Source organism: Chryseobacterium lineare, assembly GCF_977014045.1.
Window position 1 is genome coordinate 1,632,021 of record NZ_CDRNIQ010000001.1, and the last position, 18,653, is coordinate 1,650,673.

Annotated in this window: 16 protein-coding genes; 10 read left to right on the plus strand and 6 right to left on the minus strand. The window is 35.7% G+C overall.

Annotated features, from left to right (window positions below):
* The first annotated feature begins 50 nt into the window (after positions 1 to 50).
* The 3 genes from dapF (at position 51) to ACWNCI_RS07160 (ending at position 4,546) form a co-directional block, all read left to right on the plus strand.
* Complete coding sequence (dapF, locus tag ACWNCI_RS07150; RefSeq protein WP_449387765.1) at positions 51 to 818, plus strand: diaminopimelate epimerase; 768 nt, start codon at positions 51 to 53, stop codon at positions 816 to 818.
* A gap of 23 nt (positions 819 to 841) precedes the next feature.
* A complete protein-coding gene (mltG, locus tag ACWNCI_RS07155) occupies positions 842 to 1,867 on the plus strand; it encodes an endolytic transglycosylase MltG (RefSeq protein ID WP_449387766.1) in 1,026 nt (341 codons plus the stop codon).
* A 168-nt stretch (positions 1,868 to 2,035) separates the two neighbouring features.
* Positions 2,036 to 4,546, plus strand: a complete 2,511-nt coding sequence (locus tag ACWNCI_RS07160; protein ID WP_449387767.1) for a TonB-dependent receptor domain-containing protein — start codon at positions 2,036 to 2,038, stop codon at positions 4,544 to 4,546.
* 47 nt (positions 4,547 to 4,593) lie between these two features.
* Here the strand turns inward: ACWNCI_RS07160 and ACWNCI_RS07165 are convergent, their stop codons facing one another.
* From ACWNCI_RS07165 to ACWNCI_RS07180, 4 genes are read right to left on the minus strand one after another with little or no spacing between them, the layout of a single operon-like run.
* Positions 4,594 to 5,046 carry an adenylyltransferase/cytidyltransferase family protein gene (locus ACWNCI_RS07165; protein ID WP_346984895.1) on the minus strand — a complete coding sequence of 151 codons (453 nt, stop codon included), beginning with the start codon at positions 5,044 to 5,046 and terminating at the stop codon, positions 4,594 to 4,596.
* A 19-nt stretch (positions 5,047 to 5,065) separates the two neighbouring features.
* Complete coding sequence (galE, locus tag ACWNCI_RS07170; protein ID WP_449387768.1) at positions 5,066 to 6,100, minus strand: UDP-glucose 4-epimerase GalE; 1,035 nt, start codon at positions 6,098 to 6,100, stop codon at positions 5,066 to 5,068.
* 17 nt (positions 6,101 to 6,117) lie between these two features.
* A complete protein-coding gene (locus ACWNCI_RS07175; RefSeq protein ID WP_449387769.1) occupies positions 6,118 to 6,561 on the minus strand; it encodes a hypothetical protein in 444 nt (147 codons plus the stop codon).
* Positions 6,561 to 7,685 carry a DegT/DnrJ/EryC1/StrS family aminotransferase gene (locus tag ACWNCI_RS07180; RefSeq protein WP_449387770.1) on the minus strand — a complete coding sequence of 375 codons (1,125 nt, stop codon included), beginning with the start codon at positions 7,683 to 7,685 and terminating at the stop codon, positions 6,561 to 6,563. The genes ACWNCI_RS07175 and ACWNCI_RS07180 overlap by 1 nt, the downstream gene beginning before the upstream one ends.
* 87 nt (positions 7,686 to 7,772) lie before the next feature.
* Between ACWNCI_RS07180 and ACWNCI_RS07185 the strand changes: the two genes are divergently transcribed.
* Positions 7,773 to 9,383: a S8/S53 family peptidase gene (locus tag ACWNCI_RS07185; protein WP_449387771.1), complete on the plus strand. Its 1,611-nt coding sequence runs from the start codon at positions 7,773 to 7,775 to the stop codon at positions 9,381 to 9,383.
* Between the two features lie 46 nt (positions 9,384 to 9,429).
* On the opposite strand, the gene ACWNCI_RS07190 is transcribed toward ACWNCI_RS07185, so the two are convergent.
* Together ACWNCI_RS07190 and ACWNCI_RS07195 are read right to left on the minus strand one after the other, a co-directional pair.
* The gene (locus ACWNCI_RS07190; protein WP_449387772.1) at positions 9,430 to 10,179 is read right to left on the minus strand and encodes a hypothetical protein; all 750 of its coding nucleotides are present in this window, start codon (positions 10,177 to 10,179) and stop codon (positions 9,430 to 9,432) included.
* Between the two features lie 10 nt (positions 10,180 to 10,189).
* A complete protein-coding gene (locus ACWNCI_RS07195) occupies positions 10,190 to 12,724 on the minus strand; it encodes a phosphoenolpyruvate carboxylase (protein WP_449387773.1) in 2,535 nt (844 codons plus the stop codon).
* Between the two features lie 131 nt (positions 12,725 to 12,855).
* Between ACWNCI_RS07195 and ACWNCI_RS07200 the strand changes: the two genes are divergently transcribed.
* The 6 genes from ACWNCI_RS07200 (at position 12,856) to ACWNCI_RS07225 (ending at position 18,646) form a co-directional block, all read left to right on the plus strand.
* Complete coding sequence (locus ACWNCI_RS07200) at positions 12,856 to 13,716, plus strand: hypothetical protein (protein ID WP_449387774.1); 861 nt, start codon at positions 12,856 to 12,858, stop codon at positions 13,714 to 13,716.
* Positions 13,717 to 13,860: 144 nt separating this feature from the next.
* Entirely contained in the window at positions 13,861 to 14,265 is a 405-nt protein-coding gene (locus ACWNCI_RS07205; RefSeq protein ID WP_449387775.1) for a hypothetical protein, read from the plus strand.
* A gap of 244 nt (positions 14,266 to 14,509) precedes the next feature.
* The gene (locus ACWNCI_RS07210; protein WP_449387776.1) at positions 14,510 to 15,094 is read left to right on the plus strand and encodes a hypothetical protein; all 585 of its coding nucleotides are present in this window, start codon (positions 14,510 to 14,512) and stop codon (positions 15,092 to 15,094) included.
* Between the two features lie 941 nt (positions 15,095 to 16,035).
* Positions 16,036 to 17,199: an iron-containing alcohol dehydrogenase gene (locus ACWNCI_RS07215; RefSeq protein ID WP_449387777.1), complete on the plus strand. Its 1,164-nt coding sequence runs from the start codon at positions 16,036 to 16,038 to the stop codon at positions 17,197 to 17,199.
* A 254-nt stretch (positions 17,200 to 17,453) separates the two neighbouring features.
* Complete coding sequence (locus ACWNCI_RS07220) at positions 17,454 to 17,921, plus strand: lipocalin family protein (protein WP_449387778.1); 468 nt, start codon at positions 17,454 to 17,456, stop codon at positions 17,919 to 17,921.
* Positions 17,922 to 17,992: 71 nt separating this feature from the next.
* The gene (locus ACWNCI_RS07225; protein WP_449387779.1) at positions 17,993 to 18,646 is read left to right on the plus strand and encodes a GDSL-type esterase/lipase family protein; all 654 of its coding nucleotides are present in this window, start codon (positions 17,993 to 17,995) and stop codon (positions 18,644 to 18,646) included.
* The last annotated feature ends 7 nt before the right edge of the window (positions 18,647 to 18,653 follow it).

The window sequence follows — 18,653 nt, forward strand, 5'->3', positions numbered from 1 at the left end:
AATTGCACTAATTTTGCATGTTTAATTCGAGATAAATATCAGCTATAAATATGGAATTTTATAAATATCAGGGAACCGGAAACGATTTTGTAATGATCGATAACCGCTCCGGAGAATGGGACGATCTTTCCATTACCCATATTCAGAAACTTTGTGACCGCCGTTTCGGCATCGGTGCAGATGGTTTAATAAAAATAAACTCTGCGGAAGGTTTTGACTTCGAGGTGGATTATTATAACTCCGATGGTTCAAAAAGCTTTTGTGGGAATGGCGCGCGCTGCTCAGTTGCCTTCGCTTTTTTCCTTGATATTTTTGAAGGAAAATGCAGATTTACAGCTATTGACGGAGAACATATTGCAGAAATTCACAACGGAATTGTAAAGCTGAAAATGAATGATGTTAAAACCATTTCCAATGATGGTGAAGATATGGTAATGGATACCGGATCTCCGCATTACGTAAAATATGTTGAAGATATTGTTAATTATGAAGTTTTTGCAGAAGGAAACAGTATCCGTAATTCTGAAAATTATAAAGAAAAAGGAATTAATGTGAATTTTGTGGAAAAAATTAATGATGATGAAATTTTCGTAAGAACCTATGAACGAGGCGTTGAGGATGAAACATATAGCTGCGGTACCGGAGTTACAGCTTCAGCTTTAACTTTTCTCCAAAATAACAATCTAATTTCCGTAAAAGTAAAGACTTTGGGAGGAAACCTAAAAGTATATGCTGAAAAAGAGGGAGATTCCTTCAGGAACATTTGGCTTGAAGGACCTGCAAAACAGGTTTTTAAAGGTAAAATCGAACTTATTTAAAGCAAATATTTAATCAAAATTCAATGAAAAAAGCTATACTCATCGTTATTCTGCTTGTTTTTGTGATAGGTGGATTTTTTGGTTTTAGATTTTATACTAAATATTACGGGAACAATATTAAAAAAGATGGTTATGTTCTCATCCCTCACAATGCGAATTTTAAACAGATTCTTGATTCTGCAGCAAAATATGTTGACAATAAAGAGACATTTGAAGCGGTTGCCAAAGAAAAGGAATTGGATAAACATTTCAAAGCGGGACGATATCATTTTCAAAAAGGTTTGGGAAATGCTAACCTTATCAATATGATCAAAGCCGGAAACCAAAGTGAAAACAGTTTCAGAATAGGTGATTTTGGAGACGTGTATCAGATGCTTGGAAAAGTTACAAAAAAAACAGAGCTGGATTCTTTACAATTCGTAAACGGATTGAATATCATTGCTACCGAAAAAGGTTATAATAATGCAGAAGATCTTAAAAAGTATTTCTTTATTGATACGTACAATTTTTTCTGGACGGTAACTCCCGAAGAATTTTTCAAAAAATTCAATGATCAGTATAATGAATTCTGGAACTCGGAAAGAAAGGCAAAAGAACAGCAATCAGGTCTTACAAGAGATCAGATTTATGCGTTGGCTTCCATTGTTTATAAAGAATCCGGAGGTAAGAAAGATGAAATGAGAACGATCGCAGGATTGTATCTTAACCGTTACCGAAAAGGGATGAAATTACAGTCGGATCCGACGGTAATTTATGCTATCAATAAGCAGACTAATTTCCAACAGTCCATTAAAAGGGTTTTCTATAAACACTTATCTACTCCATCGCCTTATAACACGTACGCCAATAAAGGCATTCCTCCGGGACCGATCTGTGTAGTGGATAAGAATTCAGTGGATGCCGTTTTAAATGCTGAAAAAAATGATTACATTTTTATGTGTGCAGATCCGGCAAGATTAGGATACCATAAATTCACAGCAAGTGCAGAGCAACACGTCATTAATGCAAAAGCATATCAGGACTGGCTGAATTCAAAAAATATAAAATAATAATCATAATTAACTTTTTTTTAACAATTTAATAATTAACATTTCGTATTTAAAAGCGACATATATATTACAAATAATAAATTAGGCTTGATATTTGAAATTAAAATCAATTGACAATTTCACAATATTAAGAGAAATCTTTCACGATTTTACACAAAAAGATACCTTATGAATCAGACGGAAATCATTAACATTTTTACAAAAAAAACCTTAGGGCTTACATTTGTACTTTCTGCAGCCGCTTTGGCTTTTGCACAGGAGAAGGTAGGTATTTCCGGGTCGGTAGTCAGTAAGAACAACCAGCCCGTTCCTTACGCATCTGTTACTTTCAGTAATAAAGCAAACAAACAATTCAGTGATGCTACGCTCACCGACGAAAAAGGCCAATATAAACTTGAACTTACTCCCGGTCAATATGACATTACGGTAGAGGCTATCGATTACAAAAAAAGTGTCGTTACAAAACAAATAACTGCTGCGGGCAATATAGGAGCACTTTCTATTGATCCTGAATCAAGTGCGACCAACATCAAAACCGGAGACATCCAGGGGGTTGTTATTACAGCGCCTTCTACAAAACCTTACAAAGTAGAACTGGATAAAAGAACATACGACCCTTCTCAGGATATCGTAAGTAAAGGAGGAAATCTTCAGGATGTACTTGCGAATGTGCCTTCAGTTTCTGTAGATACGGACGGTACCGTTTCGATGAGAGGAAGTTCTAATGTAAAATTTTTAATTAACGGAAAACCTTCTGCCTTACTGGGAATTGATGACGGAGCAAATGCTTTGCAAAGCATCCCCGCTGACCAGATTGAAAGAATTGAAGTAATTACCAATCCTTCTTCTAAGTTTGAAGCAAGCGGAACAGCAGGTATTTTGAACATCATCCTAAAGAAAAGTAAAAAAACAGGTTTTAACGGAAGTATTACCGGAACTCTGGGATATTTACCTCAAACCAATCTCAACACCAATCTTAGCTGGAGAAAAGGAAATCTCACATGGTTCCTGAATGGTGGCGGTGGATATAGAGAATCTAAAAATACGAACAGAAATAATGCAACATATTTCACCCCGACACTAGATAATAAGGTAAATGCGGATCAAGAATCCATAACAAAGAGTAAAAACGATAACTATAATGCATCTACAGGTTTTGTGTATGATTTTTCTGACAAAACTTCAGTCAATGCATCAGGAACAGTAAGAACTTTTGATAGTGAAAATGACGGAAATGTATTTTATGGATATCGTTTTACTAATGGAAGCTTTTCGTCTGCGAGAAGACAAAATACCGGATCAAATAATAATCTTGCTTTTCAGGGAGACTTTGGACTAGACCATAAATTTGATGATAAAGGACAAAACCTATCGTTATCTTTAAGCTTGCAGAGAAATAGATCATATAACGATACAGATGTACTTCAGACTGAAAATGATGCTTTCACCCTACAAAATCTTATCGACCAAAATACGATTAATAAAACAGTAATTGCTAAGGCAGATTATGAACTGCCATTAGGAGAAAATTCTAAAATTGAGGCAGGATACAGATTGGATATCAATCAAAATGATTATGAAAATGATGTTTCACAAAGATATTCAACTACTGCAGATTATTTCTTTTTGCCAACCTTTACTTACAATGCAAATTACAAGGAGACCTTCAATGCAGGATATGCTCAGTTTAAAAGTAAAATTGGCAATCTTGCATATCAGCTGGGTTTAAGAAATGAATATTCTCAGATAGATATTAAATATCAAAATTTAGATTCTGATTCTAAACCGATTGATAAAACTAAAACTTACAACAACTTATTTCCTAGCGTTTTTTTAAGCTACGAAATAGCGAAGGACAATCAGTTTTTGGTTAATTACTCAAGAAGAATCGACCGTCCGAGATCTTTCTTCCTGATTCCTAATCCGAGTTATACGGATAATCAGAATATTTTCGATGGGAATATCGACCTGAATCCTTCTTATGTAGATTCTTACGAATTCGGATATAGTATTTCTAAAAATAAATTTACCATTAATCCAACCTTATATTTCAGACATACTACGGATGATGTGAAAATGGTTGTCTTTACAGGTAATGATGGGGCATTTCATACAAAACCCATCAATTTGGGAACTGATGACCGCTATGGTTTAGATCTTAATTTTAACTGGGACGCAACAAAATGGCTGAAGTTTTTAGGAAACGTAGATTTATTCGGTTACAAGACAACAGGTGTTTTTGCTGATGCCAGTTTAGTAAAAGAACCACTTTCATTTGAAGGTACAGGGTTCTCCAGCAGAGCAAGATTAACGACTACTTTTAAAGTTGATAAGACATTTAGTTTCCAATTCCAGGGGTTCTACAGAGGAGCACAGAAATCTCAGAATCAGGATAGAAAAGACATGTATGCCATCAGTTTCGGAGCTTCCAAAACAGTATTGGCCGGCAATGGTACAATAAGCTTCAATATTCAGGATATCTTTAATACAAGAGCGATGAGAAGCCTTACAACAACACCTTCCTTTGAGAGAGAATCTTACATGCAATGGCAACCAAGACAGTTTGCCCTTTCATTTACGTACAGATTCAAGCAGGGTGAAAAAATAGAACAGCCTAAAAGGAAAAAAGACATTAACTCCAACGCTGCAGGAGACGATCAGCAGGGAGGGCCAATGTAAACTTCCTCTATACAACAAAAAAATCCCGAAACTTAATTCGGGATTTTTTATTTAATTGTTTCAGCTTTTGAAACTTTTTCTAATTCTGCTTCGTAAATTCTTTTTCGCAAATCACTTGAAGAAAACCTGTGATCTCTCTTATTATAAAAGATCTCTATTCCTTTTTCTTCACAGTATTTTTTCCCTGTAAAATCACGGTCAAGATAATCGTCACCGATAATTCTCACATCAATCACAAAAGACTTTAGAATATCTTCCAGATCCTGCTCCGTGTAATAAGGAATAATCTCATCTACAGCATTTACTGCTTTTAATTGAATATATCTTTCAACGATAGTTTGTGTAGGCTTATTTTTATTAGGACGATCATGCGAAGGATCAATCTGCAAACCCACTATAAGATAATCGCAAACTGTTTTTGCTTCTTCAAGCATCTTGATATGACCTGCGTGCAGCAAATCAAATGAGGAAAACGTGATGCCTATTCTTTGTGTTTTCATATGTATAAATTCTTTTAAATTATAACTTGGCTTCTTGATTTCGTATTTCAAGATACTTTTGCCATTCCCAAACGGTTTTCAGTGCTTCTTCCAGAGAAGTGTCGGATTTCCAGCCGAGTTCTCTTTCCGCTTTGTCTACATTGGCATAGGCTATTGTGATATCACCTTCCCTGCGGTCACAGATCTGATAAGGAACTTGTACATTGTTTGCAATTTCAAAAGCTTTAACAACTTCCAAAACCGAAGATCCTTTTCCAGTTCCCAGATTATATATATCAACCACAGTGCCATCAGAAGTATTTTGCATTAATTTTTGCAATGCTGCAACGTGAGCCTTGGCAAGATCTACCACATAAATATAATCGCGAACCGCGGTACCGTCTTCGGTAGGATAATCATTTCCCCAGATATTAAGTTTTTCACGGATTCCTGCCGCCGTTTGCATGACGTAAGGCACCAAATTATTCGGGACTCCAATCGGTAGTTCTCCAATTTTAGCAGAAGGATGCGCCCCAATCGGGTTAAAATATCTTAGTAAAGTGATTTTCCGTTGATAAGCTTTAGCAAAATCAATTAAAATCTCCTCTCCCATCTGCTTGGTTTTTCCATAAACACTTTCCGGCATTTTAAGAGGGGTATTCTCGTCGATAGGCATCGTATCTGCCTGTCCGTAGACTGTACACGAAGAACTGAAGATGAAATTTGAAATACCTCTTTCCCTAAATTCCTGCAAAATATTGATTAGTGAAAACAAGTTATTTTCATAATAATCAACAGGCTTCAGCTGGCTCTCTCCCACTGCTTTTGATGCTGCAAAATTAATACAGCCTTCAATATTGTGGGCATCAAAAACCTGGGTTAAAAGTTCTTTTCTTTTTAAATCGAAAGGATAAAAAACAGGTTTTCTACCCGTAATCTCCTCAATATTTTTTAATATAAATCGTTCTGAATTGGATAAATCATCCACAATAACAACTTCAAAATTGTTATTCAAAAGCTCTACAACTGTGTGCGAACCGATATACCCTAAACCTCCTGTTACAAGTATTGCCATTTTTTAATTTTTATTTTTTAATCATTTTGTGTTCCTATTGTATCGACTTCAGATATATCAAAACTAAATTTTCTTTTATTATTTAAATAAATTAGAGATGAAAAAATCACAGAAAATATTACAATAATAGCAATAAATAAATATCTGGCTTCATCCTTTTCATATTTTAAATAATGAATACTAAAATCGAAAAAGTTTAAAATAATAGCTAAAAGATACATGATGCTAAGAAATCTTACAACTTTGGCCGGCTTTACAAAAAGTAAAATTAAAGCAATTGAATAAATAATAATATAACCTGAATACAATACTATTTCTATACTTTGATTCAAATTTTTAAAAGTATATTTTTCAAAAAAGATTAGTGAATACAAGCTTAATGATGAAATCGTAAACAGAATCACACTAATTATAATATTAGCGATATATAATTTCTTGCTATTAAAGATATTTCTTCTCATTACTTCATAAACTCCAGCACCGCATCCGTAATATACTTTAGCTGCTCATCATCAAGCTCTGTATGCATCGGAAGAGAAATTACCTGATCCAACAGCTTGTCTGTATTTACAAAATCAGCATCATTACTTTCCTGATAATACGCTTTCTGTTTTCTCAGTGCTACCGGATAATAGATCATTGCAGGAATTTCTTTTTCTGTCAGAAACTTTTGGAGTTCATTACGTTTTCCGTTCAGGATTCTCAGGGTATATTGATGGAAAACATGAGTAGAATATTCAGCTCTTTTCGGCGTTAAAATATGTTCGTTTTCGGCAAAAGCTTCATCATAATAATCTGCTGCCTTTTTTCTTGCTTCGTTATAATTGTCAAGATTAGGTAATTTTTTTCTCAAAATAGCAGCCTGAATACTGTCTAATCTTGAATTTACTCCAACCTCATCATGATAATATCTTTCGTACATTCCATGGTTGACGATACCTCTCAAGCGGTGCGCCAATTCATCGTTATTGGTGAAAATAGCTCCCCCATCTCCATAACAACCTAAATTTTTAGATGGAAAAAAAGAGGTTGTACCGACCGTAGACATTGTCCCTGCTTTTTTTACGGTTCCGTCTGAGAAATTAAATTCAGCACCGATAGCCTGCGCGTTGTCCTCGATAACATATAATTGATGCTCTTCGGCAATCTTCAAAATTTCCTCCATATTGGCACATTGCCCGAAAATATGAACGGGAATAATAGCTTTTGTTTTGGGAGTAATAGCTTTTTTAATTGCTTCTGTTGAGATCGTAAATGTATCATAATCAACATCTACCAAAACAGATTTCAATTTCAGTAAATGAATTACCTCAACTGTCGCCGCAAAGGTGAAATCTGCGGTAATGACCTCATCTCCTTCTTTAAGATCCAAAGACATCAAGGCAATCTGAAGTGCATCGGTACCGTTTGCACAAGGAATTACGTGTTTTACGTCTAAATAAGACTCCAATTCATTCTGGAAAGACTTTACCTCGGGGCCATTGATGAAAGCCGCCGAATCCATTACATTTAAAACTGCATTATCTACTTCATTTTTTATTTTGTAATACTGACTTTGTAAGTCAACCATTTGAATCTTTTTCATAAATAAATATTTCTGTAAAAATAAGGAATTTAAAATCCTTTCAAAAATTTTATTGATTTTGTTTTATCTTTATCTGAAAATAAATACATGAAAAAAATTTTACTCTTTTCTTTTTTAGCCGTTTGCTCTGTAAGCTTTGCGCAAACCTCACTTGTTTTTGTTTTTTTTAATGACAAACCCAACAAAGCAGCATTCTATGCCAATCCGCTGTCTGAACTTTCCCAGAAATCCCTTGACCGCAGAACAGCATTAGGTGTAGCACTCAATGATCAGGATGCACCGATTGAACAATCATATATTACCAACATTCAAAACTTAGGATTTACGGTTACAGATTATTCAAAATGGCTGAATGGAGTTGCAGTAAATGCTACTCCCACACAAATAGCATTGCTGCAGTCACAAACCTACGTTAATTCTGTAGAAAGTTTTGCTAAAAATACATCAGGAGTCCCAAAGATTAAATACGTTAACAAATGGGAAGATCCTTCATCAGCTGCCAATAAAAATTTAACTGTTTTTGATTATGGTTCCGGTTCAGAGCAGATTGATCAGATCAACCTTCGCCCTTTGCATCTTGCAGGTTATACAGGAACAGGCGTTACGATCGCTGTCATTGATGCCGGTTTTCCAAATGTAAATACAGGTTCAGCCTATGCAAGACTCTGGTCGAACGGCCACATTAAAGGCGGATACGACTTTGTTACAAAGGGAACGGACATCTACAATACATCACTTAGCGCTCACGGAGCTGTGGTTCTGGGAGCTATTGGAGGCTATGTACAGGATACCTTTGTAGGATCTGCCCCGGACGCTGATTTTTATCTTTACCGAAGCGAAAATGCCACCGTAGAAATCCCTGAGGAAGAACTCTACTGGATAGAAGCCGCAGAAGAAGCAGACAGAAAAGGAGTTGATATGATCACAACTTCTTTAGGCTATTCCACTTTTGACGATCCGAAATACAGTTATACGTATTCCAATATGAATGGCAACACGTCTTTCATTGCGCGTGGTGCCGAAATTGCCGTTAATAAAGGAATGTTTGTACTATTTGCAGCCGGTAATTCGGGGGTTCAACCGTGGCATTACATTATGACTCCGGCAGATAATGCAAAAGTATTCACCATCGGTTCCGTGGATGCTAACGGAGCATCTTCTGATTTTTCGTCTTATGGGCCTAATTCTGCAGGGGTAATAAAACCGGATGCCAGTGCGAGGGGCAGTTTAGCAACAACGGTCAACAATAACAATTCAACCGTTATAGTAAGTGGAACCTCTATAGCCACTCCGATTGCAGCTGGAGGAGTTGCGTGCCTGATTCAGGCATTTTCAACCATGGACAGAGATCTGATGAGGAACAAACTCAGGCAAACAGCATCCCTCTATCCCAATCATTCCGATCAGATGGGCTTTGGAATACTGAATTTTGGAAGTTTGTATAATAATATTTTAAATACTTCCGAATTGGTGAAGAAAAACAACATTGCTATTTTTCCGAATCCTGCTAAAGATATTCTTAATGTTGCTTCGGAAAGTGACGTTTTAGCACTGGAAGTTTATGACAATCTGGGAAGATTGATCATGAAAGCTAATCATCAAAAATCGCTGAAGGTTGAAGATTTTGCGAAAGGAGTCTATTATCTGAAAATTCAGACGAAAGATAAAGTCTATTATGAGAAATTTATAAAAGAATAAAGCAAAAACCTCTCGTGATGAGAGGTTTTTTCATATGATAAGATTATTAAAAATCAAGCTGGTCAAAATCTTTAATTTCAGATAAAAGAACAGGTTTCCGATTATCAATGGTAGACCAGGTTTCCTTGAAAACTTCATCACCATCTTCTTCTGAATCTTTGTTGATATTATCTTTAAACTGTTTTTTACCTGTTAAAAAATTAATGCTCGTTTCGTTTTGCACAATCGGTCCGCGATTATAGCTCGAATCGTAGCCAATCAGCTGAAAATCATTGTTTCTATATTTAAAAGTATAAGTCCAGTAGCCATATCTGCCGTGCATATAATTAATATAGAGGTTATTTTTGTCTATGGAGACATCCATTTCAGGAGCGTAATACACACCGCCATCTTCATTTTCGGACGAAAAACAGCTTTTGTTTTCAACAATCTTATTATAGCTGCCATCTTCTGTTTTAAACAAAACAATAATTCCCCGGCGGTTGCGGTCCAGCTTTCCCCGGTATTCATGGGTGATAATTTTGTCTTTTTCGGTTCCTTTGATAATCAGAACATAATCTTTATGCCCGTCATTATTCAGATTACCTTCAATCTTATCAAAAATCACAAATCCTTTTGGAACAAAATCAGAAGGCTGTTTCTTCTCAGTAGTTTTCACATGATCTTCCAATGCTTTTTCCACCGACAACGCTTCATTTTTGGCTGCAGGCGGCAATTTGTTCTGTGTTGAATCTTTACAGGAATCAAACAACAGCAAAGCGATAAATATGGAAACTGAAAAGAATACATTTTTCATACTACTAATTTTAAGCTGAATTTCTGCTCGCATTAATATTACCAAACAATGAACGTGTCACAAGCTTTTCGTAGGCTTCTTTATTTCCTTCGCCTTTCTGAATTTTCATTAAAGCATATTGCTGAATACTCAGTAACGGAAGTACAATTCTTTCCCGGATCTTGACCGATTTCCTTGAAAGCGGATCTTCTTCCTGAAGCATTTTGAAGCCCGTAAGTTCCAGCATAATATTTTTAGAAAGATTATATTCATCAAACAAAACATTCCAGAAAGCTCCGAATTTTGGGTTGATTTTAATATAATACGTTAATGGAAAATACGTTTTATTCATGCTCATCATTGAGTTTAGCACCAATGTTTTAAAGAAATCCGAACCTTTATACAATTCTTTCACTTCATCAAATCTTCCCTGCTCTTTCATCCGCTGCATAGCAAAACCGAATCCGAAAAATCCCGGAACGTTCTGTTTAAGCTGCGACCATGATCCTACAAAAGGAATCGCTCTCAGATCTTCAAATTTCAGTTCGTTACCGGCACCTCTTTTTGACGGACGGCTGCCGATATTGGTTTTTCCATAATATTCCAGTGTACTCATTTCCTGTAGGTAAGGAACAAACATCGGATGAGCCTTTAAATCTGAATATTTTTTATAGCTGATATCCGCCAGTTCTATAATTAATGCCCTCTCCTTTTCTGTAAGATCTTTTTTGGAATTTTTAAAGACATCATTTTCCACACCGGCTGTGAGAAGCTGCTCAAAATTATATTTAGCCTGCTCTTTATTTCCAAAAATACTGGTAATCGTCTGCCCCTGAATCGTTAATTCAATTTTATGATTGGCAATGGTTTTTCCCTGAGAAGCATAGAAGTCGTGCGTTTTTCCGCCACCTCTTGCAGGAGGGCCACCACGCCCATCGAAAAAGACGACTTTGATGCCGCTTTCTTCGGACAATTTTGTAAGCACTTCTTTAGCCTTATAAATTTCCCAGTTGGCTTTCAGGTAACCGCCGTCTTTGGTTCCGTCTGAAAAGCCAAGCATGATCGTCTGTTGATTTCCTCTTCTTTCCAGATGTTTTTTGTACACAGGATTCTGGTATAGTTCGGCCATCACATTTTCCGAATTGGCAAGACCTTCCATCGTTTCAAAAAGCGGAACAATATCCATATTGATTTCTTCATCCTGATAGCCGCAGATTCTGAAAAACGCATAGACATTCATCACATCCTTTACTGCATCGGAATTGGAAATGATATAACGGTTCATTCCTCTTGAGCCATTAAGCTTTTGGATGTCAGAAATTTGTGAAACCGTAAGCAAGGTGTCTTTAACAATATCTTCAAAATCATCAGGATTGACTTTTTCCGAAACCTGAATTAAGCTGTTGAATTTCTCTTCATAATCAGCATCGGCATTCCCGTTCAGCTTAGCAAAAACTTCATCAATGACTCTCTGATGAATCCTGCTGTCTTGGCGAACATCCAGCGTAGCAAAGTGGGTTCCGAAAATTTTCACCCGATCCCTGAAATCAGTCAGCAAATCGATGAATAATGAATTGTGCTGTTCTGTAAGAATTTTTTCTGCTTCGTCAATTCTTCTGATGATATCTTCAGCCGTTATTTTTTCGTTCCTGAAAATGGCAGCATACAGCTCATTGCTCAGTTTGGTAAGAACTTCAGAAACGCCTCTGAAGCTCAATCTTCTTCTTACCGATTTCAGATTATTATAGTAGGCTTTCAGTATAGCCGAATGAAGTTCTTCCGCTACCCTTTTGGTAACTTCCGCTGTTACAAAAGGATTTCCGTCACGGTCACCGCCGGGCCAGAAGCCTAGTTGGATGAGATCTTCATGAAGATGGAAATGTTCATTTCCAAAAGTTGATTTTATTTTATTGAAAAGTTCTCCGATCGAATCATAATACACATATCTCAGGTAATAGATAATGCTCATCGCCTCGTCAATCGGTGTGGGTTTTTCTTTGTTGACGAAAGGTGTCTTACCCAGCTGCTGCAAAAGCATATCGATATTGGTGATCGAGTCGTGGGTTATTGCATTTCTCAGATCATGGAGAATTCTCTGAACAGAGTTTGGGTAAAACTGTGTCGGGTGCGCGGTAAAAACGATTTTGACTGTGAAGTCCTTCAGTTTCTGTCGGACTTCCTCAAGTTTGTGATCCTGAAGCGAATGTTCGTAAAGATTGGTAACCGTCCCTTTATCACTGTCGGAATGAAGATTAGGAAACGCTGCGTCTTCGATGCTATCGAACAAAACCACCTGTCTTTCGATGTATTGTATGATTTTAAAAAGCAGTTCGAGTTTCTGCTCTTCGGTTTGTAAATCGGTATGGCTTTTAAAGAATTCTTCAACGATTTCTTCAGGAGTTTTTCCGGCCTCGTAGCCGATCTTGCTTTCTTCGCAAAGAAAGGGAAGCAGCATCCCGATATTTGTCATTTTATCATAAGGCAGGCTCATAAACAATGAATTGTAGATCTGGAACTTATTTTCCACGATCTGCCTGAATTTTTCTGCGCGTTGGTCGTGTATCATAATAACAAATGTAGGGGATTTTAAGAAAATTTTTACTTATTAATGTGTATAATTTTGAACAAAAATAATATTTTGATGTATTGTTAACTATTCTTTAATTTGATAAATTAGCGAAAAATCTAATACTCTATATGCAAGGCGATTTAACTAAAATAACCAAAAAGGAAATCATTGACTCACTATCAAGATCTGGATATCTTTTAGAATCAGAAATCACAAAAAAGATGCTAGATTATGGTTTCTTTGTGGAGTCAAATATCTCAGTACTAGATCCACAAACTGGAAAAAGTAGAGAAATTGATTTGGTAGCGGAAATTTATAGAGATTATAATGAAGAGAGAGCAAAATTAAAAACTGTTGCATTTGCTAGATATGTTTTTGAAATAAAAAATAATAATGCTCCACTAGTTTTATTGACAAAATATGAATTTTCTCCAAATTCTGAATTATACACAGGTCTTAAGACTGCAAAGACTTTTCCGAAAACAATGGATGAAGATGATATTTATTACTCAGATTTCTTCGATGTTCTTTTTAATAATGAAGAGAAAAATATTTTCACACAATATTGTTCATTTACACAAAAGAAAAATGAAGAATTAATGGCATATCATCCTGAAAATATTTATTCAGCTTTGAATAAATTAACCTATTATTGTGAAGATGTGATTTCAAGTTGGAATAATAACGACGGAGATTACAATGATGATTATTTAAGAAATTTTCTTTACTTGCCTATTATATTAATTAATGATCATCTATACGAGCTTGAATATAATGGAGAAAATGAAAGTAATCTACAAAAAGTTGAATTATCTCACTTAGTTTTTAATTATCATTATAAGGAGGAACATAAAACTTCAATAATTCATATCGTTACAAAATCTGGATTAAAAGATTTAATTGATAAGATTAAAAAGGCAGAAAAAGAGGTTGAAAAAAACCTTATGGAGCTAAGAATAAAATGGGAAACGTACAACAATAACTATTAAAACAGCTAGCTATTAGCTATTAAATTATCGACTGTCACAAGTTTTGGAAATATTTAAATCGCTATAATAATTCTGGATTACAATAATTTTGCTCACAAAACTTTAATAATTACTTTTACATTACCCACAATTAATTAATATGCAATGAAAAAACTCATCCTACTTTTACTCCCGCTTCTCCTTTTCACCGCCTGCGGTGACGACTGCTACAATGCACCTCAACCTGTGGTTTTTGAATTCGTGAATGCTGCCGGTGAAAATCTTATTGCCAACGGAACGCTGACTACCTATTCCATTCAGGATGAAAATCACGTATCTGTACAACTGACGAAAACGTCAGACAACAGAATACTTCTCGAAAATGTCGGGGCTTATGACGGTACCAAAAAATATACGTTTTATTCTAATGTCAAGGTTTTTGATTTTTCTATACAGTCATCAGAATTCAACAGTGGGTGTGATGGTTTTCAGATCAATAAGCTGACTTTTACAGGTATCGCCATCGATGTAAAGGATGAAAATGGGTATTACAAAATTATATTCCAGTAAATTTACTTTTTACTTGTTTAAACTTTCTATTAACCGCAAAAGGTGCAAAAGATTTAGATACTTTTAATCAAATTTCATCAACATGAAGAATAAAGAACACAATAGTTTTTAAAAATCTTTGATTTTTATTCTTTTGAGAACTTTGTTTCTCTAATAACAACTTTAAAATAGTCTTTTGCCTCTTTTATGGTTAAATTTAAAATAGTTTAAACAGCTTTTTTGCTAAATTGAAAAAAACAACAGAATGAAAGTACTATTTCCGGTTTTATTTCTATGCTCAGGATTGATTTTCGGTCAGAAAACTGTTCCTTCAGATTACAAAAAGATCCCGGAAATTTTAGATAATCCTGAATTGCTTTTTCCTTTTATTGTTCCCGATAAAAAATACGATTACTGGTCCGTTCTTCGCAACAATCCTGATCCCGACAAAGCCATCATCTATGAAAGTCAGGCCCCGGATTTTATGACATTAAATGATCCCACTCCGGAAAAAGGATTTTTTCAGAAATGCCTTGGAGAAGATTGCTTTTCTTATCTTTTGGCCTGTGAAAAAGGCAAAACGAAATACTTTTCCACCGAGCAGCAACTGAGAGATTTTATCGGAACGGTCGATAATCTTCCGGAAGCTATTTTAATAGCCAACACTTACGGTTATACTGTTGACACAGGCAATGCATTGAGCAGCTCTTATAAAATGGATGATAAAAATATATTCCTATATCTCACCAAGCTTACAAACAATGCTGCAGGCAAAGAATCTTTTTTCATTAAAATCAACAGGAAAACGGGAAAGCACGAGGTAAAAGGCAATGGGAACTTTTTAATATAAATACGTCAGTTCGATTTCTATAATATCCGCAACTTTATTTCATACACAGAATTACTTTTTACGTTTAAAATAGGTCTGAATTCTATTGTACAGCGTATTGTTTAACTGATTCACCTTTTCAACGAAGCTATAAATCATTGAAAAATAACAAATTGTACTTGATTGCCTCTTCGGACTGGTTGATCGGCTCTTCGGACTGGTTAATCGCTACTTCGGAACGGTTGATTGCTTATTCGGAGTGATTGATCGCTACTTCGGAGTGGTTGATCGATCATTCGAAACACTTAATTGCTTCATCGAACTGATTGATCCTATATTCGAAGTACTTGACGATCTCATCGAAGTAGTTGATGGTCTCAACTGAATGCCTGAATTTCACTTTACATACCAAAATACTTTAATCCGTCAGTTCGAGTAGGTTTTTTCGCAATGCAATGGAGAAAAGTGTATCGAGAACTTTTTACAATTAAGACATCTGTTCTCGATACAAAATTCTTTCAGAATTTCACTCGAAATGACGTTGTGTTTATAGATACAGGCAACAATGTTTTAATCCGTCTGTTCGAGTAGGTTTTCGCAATGGAATGAAGAAAAGCGTATCGAGAACTTTTTGTAATTAAGACATCTGTTCTCGATACAAAATTCTTTTTAGAATTTTTACTCGAACTGACGTTGTGTTTATAGATACAGGCAACAATGTTTTAATCCGTCTGTTCGAGTGGGTTTTCGTAATGCAATGGAGAAAAGTGTATCGAGAACTTTTGTTAATGGTACAGGTTCTCGATACAAAATTCTTTCAGAATTTTACTCGAACCGACGAAACGTTATTTACAATAGATCCGATAGTTTTAATAAAAATGAATCATTATAATTTTAAAACTTTATTAACGGTTATTTCACGATCCATTGCGTAAATTTGGGTTAAAATAAATTAAAGAACAATGCTTAATTTCGAATTTAAAAATCCAACTAAAATACTTTTCGGAAAAGGTGAAATTGCTAAAATTTCAAAAGAAATCCCGACCGAAGCCAGAATATTACTCATTTACGGTGGTGGAAGCATCAAAAACAACGGTGTTTATGACCAGGTAAAAGAAGCGTTGAAGGATCATGATGTGTATGAATTCGGTGGGGTACCTGCCAATCCTGAGTATGAAGTACTCATTAATGCTTTAAACTTCATCAAAGAAAAAGAGATCACTTATCTCCTTGCTGTGGGCGGAGGATCTGTAATCGACGGAACCAAATTTCTCTCAGCAGCAGCCAACTATGAAGGTGAGCCATGGGAAATACTCACAAAACCGGTAAGAACTTTTGAAGGAGAAGGAATGCCTTTCGGAACAGTATTAACATTACCGGCAACCGGCTCTGAAATGAATTCGGGCTATGTGATTTCAAGAAGGGAAACCAATGAAAAATTGTCTTCAGGAGGCCCGGGACTTTTCCCTGAGTTTTCAGTGCTGGATCCTGAAGTGGTAAAATCAATTCCGCCAAGACAGATTGTTAACGGACTGACGGATGCTTATACACACGTTCTGGAGCAATATATGACGGCTCCTTCTTCAGCAGACCTTCAGGAAAGAATTGCAGAAAGCATTCTCATCAGCTTACAGGAAACTGCTCCGAAAGTTCTTTCGGATGATTTCGATTATAATGCAGCCGGGAATTTCATGTGGTGCTGTACAATGGCGCTCAATGGCCTGATTCAGAAAGGAGTTATCACAGACTGGGCAGTACATGCCATGGGCCATGAACTCACGGCTTATTTCGGAATAGATCATGCGAGAACGCTGGCGATTATTGCTCCTTCTCATTACCGTTATAATTTTGAAACTAAAAAAGGAAAACTCGCGCAATATGCTGAAAGAGTCTGGGGAATAAAAGACGGAAGCATTGAGGAAAAAGCAGAGGCCGGAATCAAAAAGCTGGAAGAATTCTTTCACAGCCTACATATCCAGACTAAACTTTCAGAATACACGGAAGATTTCAAAGGAACTGCGGAAAGAGTAGAAAAAGCATTCACAGAAAGAAACTGGATGGGCCTCGGAGAGTACAAAAAACTAACTCCCCAGGATGCTTATAAGATTGTGGAGATGAGTTATTAGGAAGCTGGAGGCTGGGTGATGGAGGTTTATTTTCACTATGTTAAAAAAAAATTAAGCGTATACGATAAACTTCCAGCATCCATCTTCAAACCTCAAATCAAAAAATCAAGCGGTATAATAGTAAACTTCCAGCATCAAGCTTCAAACTTCCGGCACAGATTATTTTTTCTACAAACATTCGTTTAAAAATCCTTAATTTCATTAGAGATATTTCAAATTTATTTATATTTTAGCATATTCTTAAATTTGTGAAAATGAAAAAACAATTACTTTTATTTGCCTTTGCCTTTTCTGCGTTATCGCTTAGCTCATGTCAGGATGATGATACCCAAGCTTATGAAATGGATATGATGAAAGGTGAATGGAAAACCAGTAAAACAGAAGTAATTTCAGGAAAAGACGATAAAACAGTTATTGAAACAGATGTTCCTACCGGATGTTCTGCGAAGAATATTACGGAATACAGAACTGATTATTACACTGCTTATTCTGCTTATACAGGAACGGGAGCAGACTGTCAGCTAAGTTACAAATCAGAAGGAACGTATGAGTATGATACAGATACAAAAGATCTTACCGTCAAATACACCAATGACAGCCCTAGAAAATACAAAGTAATTGTGCTTACAAGCTCGGAAATGAAACTTAAACAGATGTTCGGAAACATTGACCAAGACGGAGACCAGGTGATCGACAACACCTACATTTCCTACAAAAGATAAAATGAAAACTCTCGAATTTCTCGGGAGTTTTTTAATGACAGAAATTTTATTAACTGAAAATTATTAAAACAATGAAGAAGATGTTATCAGCATTTTTATTGCTGACTTTTGCGCTTTTCTTTTTACAGGAAAAGAAACCAATGTTCTGGCAGGACATTCAGAACTTTAAAAAACAGGATCAGGAAACGGCACCTCCTAAAGACGCCATTCTATTAATCGGAAGTTCATCATTCACAAAATGGACGGATGTTTCCAATTATTTTCCTGACAAAACTATTATCAACAGAGGTTTTGGAGGCTCAAGACTGACAGATCTTAATGATTATGCGACAGATCTCCTAAACTATCAGCCCAAACAGATTATCATCTACTGCGGAGAGAATGATTTTGCTGATGATGACAAATTAAAAGCGGATGTAATTGTAGACAGATTTAAAACATTTTATAAAAAAATAAGGACAAAATTCCCGAAAATAGAAGTTGATTATATTTCCATAAAATATTCTCCAAGCCGCGAAAAGCTTTGGCCTCAAATGAAAGAAGCCAACAAAAAAATTGCTGCTTTTATGAAAAAGCAACCAAATTCTGAATTTATCGACATTACAAAAGTAATGGAAGATAAAAATGGAAATGTGAGAAAAGATCTTTTCGTGGAAGATATGCTTCACATGACACCGGAAGGCTATCAGCTTTGGGCTTCGGTCATGCTTCCTTATATGAAATAAATAAATG